11 protein-coding genes are annotated in these 12,284 nt (G+C 38.4%); 6 read left to right on the forward strand and 5 right to left on the reverse strand.

The features are described from left to right. The first annotated feature begins 102 nt into the window (after positions 1–102). The 3 genes from GNE10_RS09195 to GNE10_RS09205 are packed head-to-tail and all read left to right on the forward strand — an operon-like array spanning position 103 to position 3,401. Positions 103–750, forward strand: coding sequence for an SIS domain-containing protein (locus tag GNE10_RS09195; RefSeq protein ID WP_185564783.1), 648 nt, complete (start codon positions 103–105; stop codon positions 748–750). 58 nt (positions 751–808) lie between these two features. Then, positions 809–2,359, forward strand: a complete 1,551-nt coding sequence (locus GNE10_RS09200) for a PfkB family carbohydrate kinase (protein ID WP_185564786.1) — start codon at positions 809–811, stop codon at positions 2,357–2,359. 43 nt (positions 2,360–2,402) lie between these two features. Then, a complete protein-coding gene (locus GNE10_RS09205; RefSeq protein ID WP_099067681.1) occupies positions 2,403–3,401 on the forward strand; it encodes an NAD(P)-dependent oxidoreductase in 999 nt (332 codons plus the stop codon). Between the two features lie 169 nt (positions 3,402–3,570). Here the strand turns inward: GNE10_RS09205 and GNE10_RS09210 are convergent, their stop codons facing one another. The 4 genes from GNE10_RS09210 to GNE10_RS09225 form a co-directional block, all read right to left on the reverse strand. After that, a complete protein-coding gene (locus tag GNE10_RS09210) occupies positions 3,571–4,440 on the reverse strand; it encodes a hypothetical protein (protein WP_185564790.1) in 870 nt (289 codons plus the stop codon). 2 nt (positions 4,441–4,442) lie between these two features. Beyond that, the gene (locus GNE10_RS09215) at positions 4,443–4,862 is read right to left on the reverse strand and encodes an NUDIX domain-containing protein (RefSeq protein ID WP_099067679.1); all 420 of its coding nucleotides are present in this window, start codon (positions 4,860–4,862) and stop codon (positions 4,443–4,445) included. Between the two features lie 294 nt (positions 4,863–5,156). After that, positions 5,157–6,521 carry a guanitoxin biosynthesis MATE family efflux transporter GntT gene (gene gntT / locus GNE10_RS09220; protein WP_185564793.1) on the reverse strand — a complete coding sequence of 455 codons (1,365 nt, stop codon included), beginning with the start codon at positions 6,519–6,521 and terminating at the stop codon, positions 5,157–5,159. 364 nt (positions 6,522–6,885) lie between these two features. Continuing rightward, positions 6,886–7,635 carry a Uma2 family endonuclease gene (locus GNE10_RS09225; protein WP_185564796.1) on the reverse strand — a complete coding sequence of 250 codons (750 nt, stop codon included), beginning with the start codon at positions 7,633–7,635 and terminating at the stop codon, positions 6,886–6,888. A 307-nt stretch (positions 7,636–7,942) separates the two neighbouring features. Between GNE10_RS09225 and GNE10_RS09230 the strand changes: the two genes are divergently transcribed. The 3 genes from GNE10_RS09230 (at position 7,943) to GNE10_RS09240 (ending at position 10,971) form a co-directional block, all read left to right on the forward strand. After that, positions 7,943–8,911, forward strand: coding sequence for a calcium-binding protein (locus GNE10_RS09230; protein WP_185564799.1), 969 nt, complete (start codon positions 7,943–7,945; stop codon positions 8,909–8,911). A gap of 335 nt (positions 8,912–9,246) precedes the next feature. Further along, a complete protein-coding gene (locus GNE10_RS09235) occupies positions 9,247–9,990 on the forward strand; it encodes a PPC domain-containing protein (RefSeq protein ID WP_185564802.1) in 744 nt (247 codons plus the stop codon). A gap of 180 nt (positions 9,991–10,170) precedes the next feature. After that, positions 10,171–10,971 carry a peptidylprolyl isomerase gene (locus GNE10_RS09240; RefSeq protein WP_185564804.1) on the forward strand — a complete coding sequence of 267 codons (801 nt, stop codon included), beginning with the start codon at positions 10,171–10,173 and terminating at the stop codon, positions 10,969–10,971. A gap of 454 nt (positions 10,972–11,425) precedes the next feature. Here the strand turns inward: GNE10_RS09240 and GNE10_RS09245 are convergent, their stop codons facing one another. After that, a complete protein-coding gene (locus GNE10_RS09245; RefSeq protein WP_099067676.1) occupies positions 11,426–11,962 on the reverse strand; it encodes an HNH endonuclease in 537 nt (178 codons plus the stop codon). Positions 11,963–12,284 lie beyond the last annotated feature (322 nt).

Genomic DNA, 12,284 nt, shown 5'->3' on the forward strand with positions numbered 1-12,284 from the left:
GTTTAATTTTTATTAAAAAATAAACTAACTATAAAAAATCTTTTTTATTTTGATAAAAAATAAAAAAGCATTGCTCAGAAATGTAATTTTTAGGTAAAATCAATGCCTTCAGTGCAGCAGCAACTATACTCCTTTTCTACTGATTACTTTCATCAATTAGCTAATCTTGGAGAAAAATTTCAGGTAACAGATTCCCAAGGAAAATCTTTCACAAATTCTCAGGGGATTAACCTAGCTGCTGATTTAATCAATCGGCAACATCAAGAGCAGCGAAAAGTTATTTTCATTGGAAATGGAGGTAGTGCTACTGTAGCTAGCCATCAAGCCATTGATTTTTGGCGCAATGGTAATATTCCAGCCATCGCTTTTAATGATAGTGCTTTAGTTACCTGCATTAGTAATGATTTTGGCTACGAGCAAGTCTTCAGCAAACCAATTTCTACATTTGCTCAATCAGGAGATATTTTATTTGCAATTAGTAGCTCTGGACAATCAGCAAATATCCTCGCGGGTGTTCGCCAAGCAATGGAAATGAGTTGTCATGTAATTACCCTTTCAGCCTTCCAACCTAATAATCCTTTGCGTCAGTTGGGACATCTGAATTTTTATGTACCAACTATGTCTTATGGTTTTGCAGAAATTATGCATTTATGTATTTGTCATTGCATTATAGATGGCTTAGTCAAAGGTGCTTTACCTAGTAGAGATGCAAATAACTATCTGAGTTTTCATGAAATTCAAGCATCTTAAGCTGATGTAACTTCGACACAAATTAGCTGAATGTAATTACCATCAAATTTAGGATTCCATGAAACTAGCAATCAATACTGAAAAAAGCCTTGACTTTGAAACCTGTGCAGAAGTATTTGCTGTCTACCGACAACAGGGGCGCAAAATAGTTCTTTGCAATGGTGTATTTGATTTGCTGCACCCCGGACACATTGCTCACCTGCAAGCAGCCAAAGCAATGGGAGATTTGTTAGTAGTTTCTTTAACTGCAACTCCCTACATTAACCGAGGGCCAGGAAGACCAATATTTTCTGATGAATTGCGTTTAAGTTCCATCGCTGCTTTAGCTTGTGTTGATTATGTGATTTTAACTCCGGCGATAACGGCTTTAGAAGTAATTGAAAAAGTACGTCCCCATATTTATTGCAAGGGAGACGAATACGCACAAACCGAAAAAGATGTAACCCACAACATTGACAAAGAAATTGCCCAAGTTAGAGCTTATGGCGGTGACATTCGCTATACCCAAGAAATTACTTTTAGTTCAACGCGGTTAATTAATAATTATCTTGATGTTCTCCCTTCCGAATTAAAAAATTACGCCAGTGATTTTAGTCAGCAGTATAGTTTTGAGCAAATTACAAATGCTGTAGATGCAATGCAGCATCTCAATGTTTTAGTACTTGGCGATATTATTATTGATGAATTTGTTCATTGCACTGTGCAAGGTTTAACTTCCAAAGGGAGAGCGCCAGCGACTCGCTTTGTGAAAAAAGAACAGCATTTGGGAGGAGTCTTTGCCATTGCTCGTCACCTATCGAGTTTCGCTAAGTCTGTAACTTTAGCTAGCGCCATCGGTGGCGAACCAGATGTGCATCGCTTAATAGCCAATCATATAAATGGTTCCCTGCATCTAAATTTGCAGTGTGCAGAAAATTATTCCACTGTCACCAAGCGTCGTTATATCGAACAACAGGGAACAAACAAAGGTTATACGCAACTATTTGCGATTAACTCCATGAATGAAGAGGGATTGATACCCGAAGAACGTCAAAAATTATTGGATTCTTGGGAAAAGTTGCTCAAAAATTGTGATTTAGTAATTTTGGCAGATTATGGTCATGGATTGATTGATGCATCGGCTATTGAATTGATTCAAAACCAAGCACCATTTCTTGCCTTAAATTGTCAAACCAACAGTGCTAATTACGGTTACAACTTGATTAGTAAATATCAACGAGCCGATAGTTTTTGTATAGACGAACAAGAAATTCGTCTCGCCTTTTCCAACCGCCACGGAAATCGGGAAGAGTTATTAAAACGTTTGCAATATCATTTAGGGGCGCAACAAGGTTGGTTAACTTTGGCGGCTGCGGGTTCTTTGGCAATTCAAGCCAACGGAGAAATGCAACTTACCCCAGCGATGACACAACAAGTCAAAGACACCACAGGGGCGGGAGATGCCTTTTTTGCTTTAGCTAGTATGAGCGCCAAATTAGATTTACCTTTGCGCTTGGGATCGTTTTTAGGAAATTTAGCAGGAGCGATCGCTGCAAATATTTTAGGTAACGAAAAGCCTGTAGAAAAAGCGCGATTACTCAAGTTTGCCAAAACAATCTGCACATTTTAGGAAGATAGAATTCTTCTTCCAAAAATTATCAAGGAGCTAATTTATGAGTTCAATTAAACAAGTTTTAGTGACTGGTGGCGCTGGTTATGTGGGGGCTATTTTAGTTCCTAAGCTTTTACAAGCTGGATATGCAGTGAAGGTGCTGGATTTGTATCTTTATGGCAAAGATGTATTAGCTGGTGTTAAAGATAATCCTAACTTAGAGGAGATTGAAGGCGATATCCGCGATCGCCAACTTCTAGAAAAAATTATGCCGGGATGCGATGCAGTAATTCATTTAGCTTGCATTTCCAACGATCCGAGTTTTGAATTAGACCCAGATTTAGGACGTTCTATTAATTACGATGCCTTTTTCGATTTGGTAGATGTGGCAAAAGATTCGGGTGTTAAGCGATTTATCTATGCTTCTTCTGCTAGCGTCTACGGTATTAAAGAAACAGAAAATGTCACCGAAGAATTGCCGCTAATGCCTTTAACAGATTATTCTCGTTATAAGGCTTTATGCGAAGAAGTTTTACTAAGTAAACGAGAACCAGGATTCGTGACTTTCATAGTGCGTCCAGCTTCAATATGCGGTTACTCTCCTCGCCAGCGACTAGATTTAGTAGTCAATATTTTTACAAACCAAGCTATCAATAACGGTAAAATTACAGTTTTTGGTGGTGATAATAAGCGGCCAAGTCTGCATATTCAAGATATGGCGCAACTTTATCTCAACTCTCTGCAATGGCCTGATGAAGCGATCGACGGTAAAATTTTCAATGTGGGATATGAAAATTATACAGTCACAGAAATTGCAGAGATGACTCGTGAGGTTGTGGGAGAGTCTGTACAAATTGTTACTACACCCACAAATGATACACGTTCTTACCATATTTCCTCAGAGAAAATCAAGCAAGAATTGGGATTTGTACCTTCACATACAGTGGAAAATGCAATTCAAGATTTAGCTTCAGCATTTAAAGCTAATCAACTCCCCAATTCTCTCACAGATTCTCGTTACTATAACGTGAAAGTGATGAAGGAAATTAACTTTAAGTAGAGACGTTGCAATGCAATGTAGAGACGTTGCAATGCAACGTCTCTACAAGGATTTTTATATTATGTACAATCAATTGTTTTTATAAATTAAATCAGCAACGCCCTAATTTAAATTGCAGCTGTAGAGACGTTATACATAACGTCTCTCTACGTAAAATATGCTGTAGATGTTAATTAGCTTCAGCAAACATCGCCACTAAACGATTTGCTGGTTCTGGCATTGAAATATACAAACTGTTTGGTAAAGACCAAGCGTTACTTGGCTTATTGGGATCGAGATAAAAGTTGCATAAACCTTCAATGAACTTTTTCATCTTGGCGATGTCATAGCCCCAGGTTTTGATTGCAGGTAAAACTTCAATTTCTACGATTTTTAATAAATCATCGCGTCTGCTTGTCACCCTCATGGCATTAAAAATAGTCCATGCCATTTCTAATGCTTCAAGAGTGCCGTCATTACCGCCTTGATAAAACCATTCAATATCAAAATCAATCATTCGCACGTTTCCTTCATCATCAATCATTTCATTACCGCCCCAACGGTCGGCATAAATGATTCCTTGTCTGTGAGCTAAATTAATTTCCTGTAAAATTTTCGGCAGAAATTTTACTTCTCCAGCTTCTAAAAACTCACATAAGGTTTTGCCTGTGACATATTCAATTAGCATCCAATCTTCAGCTGCATGGATGAATTTGGGAACTGGTAAACCAGCAGCTAAAGCCCGTTGGAGAAAATCAACTTCATCAGCAATATTTCTCAGTTTAAAGGAACCGCCATTTTGAATAAAACCAGTAGCTTCATACATATACTGCATATAAGCATCACCGGCTTCAGTGGAAACATCTCGTCTGGCACGAAAAACGTAGCGATCGCCTGCTATTGTAATGAATAAAATATGATTAAATAATCCTTCAGACTCCGGTTTTTCTATTTTTGCTGTTTTTCCTCCAGGTAAATAATTTAAAGCCTGCTCTAACCCCTCAGCAATATCTTTTGGTAATGTATTTTTTAATTTTTCTTCAACTGAACTTTTCATCATCTTTAACCAATACTTAATTCTAAATTTTTTCCCAAGAAATCATAAAAATCAACCAAAATGCGATCGTAGTGAGAAGCAAATTCAAGTTGATTGATTTCTTCTCGACTAAAGTATGCTAACTTTTGACCTTCATGCAGTGTGATTTGAGAAATATCTAAATCGAGGCGTGTCCAAAAAATATGTTCGTCACACTCTTGCCAAAAATAAGACTTAAAGAATTTAATCTCGCCTAATTCTAATTCCATTTCCTCAACTAATTCTCTGCGAATCGTTGCTTCCGGAGATTCATTTTCTTCGATGAATCCTCCCAACAATGCCCAAGTGTTAGGAAAAGGAATAGAGCTTTTGTTGTCTCGAAGTACAAGTAAAACTTTCTGCTGACTGTTGATAATAATTATGTCTGCCCCTGGTGGTTCTCTCATTTTAATTACAATTGCATCAACTTAATTTAGTATATGGTAAAGAAATAATTTTATAGAAATTATCTTTATTTTTTAAGCTTTTAATTATTATAAAAATAATTGACTGTTGACTGTTGATAACCTTAATATGGAAACTTTATTTGATTTTTGAACAAAATTACCTACACTTTACTATTTTATAATCCTGTTGCTTATTGCCTAATCAAGGGTACATGATATCAGATGGTGCGTTATGCTTCGCAATAACACACCCTACACATACTGAATTCTGAATTCTGAGTTCTGAATTCTCCTTTAATTTTCAACGGCTGTCAGAGAAGGCGAATCGACTTCAGTATCAAAGCTCAAAGATTTTGGTAAATAAACTAGCATTGTCAGCATTTTGGCAAACATAAATAATATGATTGAAAGCCACAAAATATAGTTATTTTGGAAATACCAACCTGCTATAGCTGATGGGACAAATCCAAAAAATGTAGCGATAAAGCTGACGTTACGAACAATTTTACCTTCTGCTAAACCTAAGAAATATCCTTCGAACATTGAAGCAACTGAATTGAATGCCAGTATGAAACATAAGCACCAAATATAATTGTCAATATTTGCCGTAATTTCAGTGTGGTTCGTTAATATTCCAAACAGTGGTTGAGGGAAGAAAATACAAATTGTTGCTATACTCAGTCCAATAAACAAACTACTTGCAACTGAAACTCTTAGTAAAGGTAGAAATTTTCCTTTTGATTCACTACCTTTAAAGTTTCCACTTAAAGTTTCCGTAGCAAATCCCAGTCCATTAGTTAAGTAAACATTTAGCTGTGCGATTTGACCCAATAAAGAATTTTGGGTAAAAATTATCGTACCCATCATGGCACTTAAATTACTAAAAAATGCAAAGACAGACACTTCAGTGATAGTTCTCAGCATAATATCTCTATTGAGAGATAAAGTATTTTTCAAAGCAGACAAATCCATAATTTGTGGAGACACTGCTCGTATTTCTTGCCACTGAACTTTTTGACTAGCTAAGATGATGCCAATAAACAACATTAAATATTGACTAGATGCTTGAGATGCTCCAGCCCCCGTACTGTTCCAACCCCATTGAATAATAAATATGTAATCTAAAACTATATTGGCTGCGTTACCAATAGCTGAAAGTATCAAAACCTTACCATTTTCCTCTCGTCCCAACAGCCAACCGATGAGAACAAAGTTGAGTAAAACAGCAGGCGCTCCCCAAATCCGAGCGTTATAATATTCGATACCCGCAGCTTTAATGGCCACATCACCACTCAAAACCGAAAAACCTATTTCTCGTAAAGGATACTGCAAAGCTACTACAGCAATACCCAAAACCAAGCCGATTAAGCCATTGCGTAGTCCCACTAGCAGTACAGCCTCTCCATCGTCTGCTCCCACAGCTTGAGCTGTCAACCCAGTGGTTCCCATGCGTAAGAATTCAAGAATCAAATAGACGAGGCCAAATAAAATATTCGCAATGGAAACCCCCGCCAAGGCGTCGATTTCTTTCAAATGACCCAAAAAAGCCACACTGATTAAACCTGCTAGAGGTATCATCAGATTGGAAAGAATATTTGCGATCGCCAGACTAAAAAAACGCGGTACAAATTCGTACTGTTCTGAAAGTGTTAAGTTCATGAATTAATTCAGTAATCTAGCTTAGTTAGATTTACAGTGTTTTACAAGTTTTTTGGCAAATTTATGAGAAAGAAATAATTTTTACCAATCTCTTCTATTTTGCAGTAATAAACCCAAGATGCAAGGACAGATAAGACATTTAAGAAAAATTCTGACACAGATATAAGAATTAGAGCGCCAATATCAAATCTGTTAGTATCATAATTGTATATTTTTTAACGCAGAGTAACGCCAAGGTAAACGCATACCGCCAAAGGCGGAACCCGCAGGGTAGGTACGCAAAGTTTTTGGAGTTGTGCGGCTCTAGATAAAATTGGTAGGCTGTTCACCGTTGACAGTCAACAGTCAACACTTTATTTTCAATTTAGAGGTTCATGGCGATCGCTTCTACATCTTCTATAGTCAATCCTAAAGCATCGGCTACTTGTTCTCTATTTAATCCTATACTCAGTAGTCTCGGTACTGCTTGTTGCAATTTTTGTTGTGCAACTTGGGCTTGTTGCTGTGCAACTTGGGCTTGTTGTTGTGCAACTTGAGACTGTGCCATTAATTCTCGAAATGTTGTAAAGGGCTTACCATTTGGGTAGGAAAGTTGCCAGTTTTCGCCAGAGACATCAAAGGTAATTTGCAAGCGCGGACTAATCCATTTTTGATCGAAATCTACTGAATCTAAACCGTATTCACCCCGTAACCAAACTTGTAGTTCATTATTTGCCGGGTTGTACATATAATATTCTTCTACACCGTATTGATTGTAGAACAGCAGCTTCCGAGCCATTTCTACTGGTGTGTTCACTGGCGAGAGGATTTCAAATACTACTTGGGGCGGTTGGTTTGCTTCTTCCCACTGTTTATAAGAGGAACGACGACCTTTTGGGCGACCAATGGCAACCATTACATCGGGTGCATATTTAATCTTATTATTGCCTTCAATAGGATACCAAAATAAATCGCCGGCGATGAAAACATTTGGTTCCTCTGCGAAGAGAATATCTAAATTACCTTTAATCAGCACAATAATTTCAAAGTGTTCTGTATTATTTGCCATTGGCTGACCATCGGATTCTGGATAGATAATCTCCGCAGGTGCAGAAGATTCGATTTGGGAAACCATCGCTCTCACCTCTACTCTTGTTTTTATTTTAGGCGATCGCTGCAATGCAACTCAATTGCGTCGCTTCACAACTCAATTGCGTCGCCTCACAACTCAATTGCACGCTTGTTAAAAATTGATACTCAGGCAAAAACTCTCTGAAATTCTTATTCCTTTGTGTTCTTCTCTGACGAGACGCTGCGCGAATGCGTCCTTTGCGGTTTGTTTCTTCATAATTTTGCGTAAGTCGTATTGCTATTACCCTGCATAAACCTTAGTAACCCACGTATCGATAGGTGTAAGGTTCCATAGCCTAAGGAAAATATACATGGTCACTAAATTTGGTACTAATTTCAACGACAACGGCACAATTCAAAACGGAATATACTACCCTATTCTCACGGGTACTGATGCCAACGATAGCATTTCTGGATTAGCAGGCAACGATATTATAGATGGTGGTGCTGGGAATGATAGTCTTTGGGGCGATAGTGGTAACGATTTGTTGCGCGGTGGTGACGGCATTGATTGGTTATCAGGTGGTGATGGCAACGATACCATAATTGGCGATCGCGGTAATGACATCTTTGTAGGTGGAGCCGGAAACGATAGGCTGATTTGGAATAACGGCGATGGCAGCGATAAAATGAGTGGTAACGCTGGCTATGATGTAATCGAAGTCAATGGTGCGGCTGCTGCTGGCGATACCTTCCGCTTACAAAAAGATGCCCAAGGTAGAGCCATCTTTGACCGCTTAAACTTAGTACCATTTACATTGACTGTAGACACTGCCGAAAAATTTGAAGTCAACGGTCAAGGCAGCGATGATATCTTCGATGTTAACAGCTTGGCTGGCACTAGCATCACCAGTGTCCAGTTTACAGGCGGTGCAGGTAATGACTTACTCGATGGTCGTGGCACATCCACCCCGTTAGTTGGTTATGGCAATGAAGGTAATGACACCCTTTATGGTGGTACTGGAAATGACACACTCTATGGTGATGCTGGCAATGACTATCTTGCTGGTGGTAAGTGGAATGACATACTCTCTGGCGGTTTAGGCGCAGACAAGTTTTACTTTGAATCTAAACTCGACGGCATAGACATTATCAAAGATTTCCAATACGCACAGGGAGATAAAATTCTCGTTAGCAAAATTGGCTTTGGTGCTAGTAACGTCAGTCAGTTCAGCTATAACAACATCACTGGTGGTTTGTCTTACCAAGGACAAGTATTTGCAACTCTGGAAAATAAACCTGCTGGTTTCTCAATTAATACAGATGTTGTGTTGATCTAAGATTATTTTGCTAACAACATTTTTCATCTATTTGAACCATTAATTCTTTGTAGGGGCGAACGGTTGTTCGCCCCTATAATGTTTCACCATATTTTCTAATTTTCCATCTTTATAAGATGAGATTAAGGAGGAAAATGTTTCAACATCAAAAATATAGCATCTTGCATAAATTTTAGTTTTACACGTATTGATAATTGTGGCAGACATTAATACCAATTAGGATTAAAGATTAATGCAGCAATAAGTTACTGTTTTTTTCTAAATATTGCTTAATTTTCAATAATTAGTATTAACTAACCACATTATTAACAACAACCAAACTAAAGGACAAACAAATGGCTACATTTAATCTTGGTACAGTAGGCACTACCCCAATTGTGAGAAATAACACCACTTTAACTACATCCGATCCTACTGATGTCTTTAAATTTCAAATTAGCGGCACTAAAAACATTAATGTGTCTTTAACAAATATCAGCACTGGTGATGATGCCGAGTTACTTCTTTTTCGAGACAACGGTAACGGTATCTTTGATTCCGGCGACCAATTAGTTGATTTTTCTGCTAATTCTAGCAACAGAGATGAATCCATCAATAATCGGGAAACCACAGGTACTTATTTTGCCCAAGTCCGTCGCTTTGCTCCTGGTAGTTCCGGTACTGTAACTTACGATTTTGCTGTATCTGCCACTACACCAAACTCCACAGCTGGTTTCAGCAATCTTCTACCTAAAGAATTTGAACTTGGTAATTTGTCTGGTGATGTTACTCGCTCTAGTTTAATCAATGATAGCGATACCACAGATACCTACAAGTTCTCTCTAGGATTATTTGAAGGTGTCAACATTAGACTCAGCGGACTTCTCGCTGATGCCGATATCCGACTGGTTCAGGATTTGAACAACAATCGCATTGTTGACCCAGGCGAGGAAATTGCACGTTCTACTAGAGGTGGTACTACGGCTGATGTCATTTCCAACATCAACTTATCTGGTGATTACTTCTTACAAGTCCAGCAATTTAGTGGCAATACTGGCTACACCTTGAATTTTGACCACTTCACCACCACTTTTGCTTAGCATTAGTTGGTGATAATTAAAAGCATTGTCAGGTAATGCTTTTAATTATCAAAATGCTGCAAGCATTATATAAAAATCCCAAATGATTTATGAAATATTACATGTTAGGTTTATTGACTGCTAACCGTTTACAGTCAACAGTCAACAATCAACAGTCAACGATTAAATATTTCTACTAATATGACTAAAGTTATACAAATAAATAGTGGAATGCCTGGGTTAGGCTACGCTGACATACCAAGAGAAACGATTTCTGTTTTAGTTGCCTACAACTTGATACCGCAATTGTTATCACAGAGGGTAATTGAATCGGCGATGTCTACGACGGGCTACGCCAACGCACCAATCATCTGCACACCAGCAGAAACATCTCATTCCCTAGAACAATTTTATCAGCATTGGGATTTGACAACAGAAGAACAAATACAAAATTGGTGTTTACGTTATTGTTTAAATCAAGAACAATTAGAACTTTTGGCAACCCGAAAGCTGAGAGTAGAAAAGTTCAAACAAATAACTTGGGGACATCAAATAGAATCTTACTTTCTCCAACGCAAAAGATATTTAGACCGAGTGATTTATTCTTTGATTCAAACCGACAATAAAAGTATTGCTAACGAGCTATTTTTCAGAATTGCAGAAGCAGAATCTTCCTTTGCTGAACTGGCACGAGAATATTCTCAAGGTTCGGAAGCTGATAGATGCGGCATTATCGGCCCAGTGGAATTTGGTAGTATGACTCCAAATTTTGCTCAACTTCTTTATACAAGTCAAGTTGGTGTAGTTCAACCACCCGTAGCTTTTGGAAATTCATGGGTAATTGTCCGTGTGGAAAAAATAATTTCTGCACAGTTAGATGATTTTATGCGCCAAAGATTGTTGCAAGAAAAATTTGAAGATTGGTTTCAACAACAATTATATCAATTGTCGCCAGAAGAACAAATTTGGATGGGAATTAATAGTAAATCTGCACAGTTATAAGAAGTTGCATAGTAATTTGTTAAGTGAAGAAGTAATAAGTAAACGAACCGCCAAGGACGCAAAGAGCGCAAAGGAAGAATGTAATATCAATAGGATATTGAGCGTTATGGGTTACTAGAAATAGATATAAATTCACAACTTACACAAAGTTTCTCTTTAATTTATTCTTTGCGTCCTTGGCGCTCTTGGCGGTTCGTTAATCAAAACTAGTTGTGCAAGCAAATGAAAAATTTCGCAATGCTGCGGCACTATCTCAAGAAGATTTGTTAGCTAAATTGTTGACAGTTAACTGTTAACTGTTAACTGTCAACAACCACCCCAGTGTAGTTATGCTTTTTGAGCGCGCATTAATTTAGGAACTCCAGAAAATAAATTATTCCAGTGAAAGCCTTGACGGTTCACAGTCAACAGTCAACAATCTTCTGTAGAATATTTTTTACCTGGAATTCCCTTATTACTCATTTTCATTCAGCCGTTGTACGCTCCAAAAATGTTCTGCAAAGGCGACGGCGGGATGAATTGGAGCTTTGGGCTTGGTTTTGAGTACCATAGAAGCTTCATGAGGTAAGCGATCGCTTTTGGTTGAGTTACACTTTTCGCAAGCTGTGACAACGTTATCCCAGCTGTGTTGTCCACCCTTGGAACGAGGTATCACATGGTCGAGGGTTAAACGCTTGCTGCTACCACAGTATTGACAAGTGTGGTTATCGCGCTTTAGTACTTCACGACGATTTACAGGTGGTACTTTCCAGTGTCGTTCTGGATTACCCGTTGTCAAACGAATATGTTCCGGAACTTGTAGTACAACACTAGGCGAACGAACTTCCCACTGCTTTGTACTGCCAAAATCCAATGATTCTGCTTGACCAGTAACTAACAGTACTATTGCTCGTTTGATGTTGATACGTGCTAATGGTAGGTAGTTTTTGGAAAAGACCACCACCGAATTTTGTAGTATGTGTGGTTGCTGAGTTTGCTGCTGGACTTGCATGTGTAAAAGGCTCCTCAAAAAAATAACCCCCACTTTTGGTTGTCAAAAGCGGGGGTCAGGTAGTTGATACGTTTTGCCTGATTATGGGTGCTATGAGACTGTTGCACCTCCCGCTGTGAAAAATTCCATGTGAATTGAGCGCTAGACCGATGGCTCTAATTATGCTTTCACTGGCATATTGACCCACCAATAACCGATACCTTTCCTCAAAAACAGACGCGCCAAATCCTGTCCCCGAACCCTTGCTTGGTTGACGATGCATCATGGTATCAATGGTTAAAGAGAATTTCCTGATGGTGGATAACATTGTAGTATTTGTAGT

Source organism: Nostoc sp. 2RC (genome assembly GCF_014222165.1).
GTDB lineage: Bacteria > Cyanobacteriota > Cyanobacteriia > Cyanobacteriales > Nostocaceae > Nostoc > Nostoc linckia.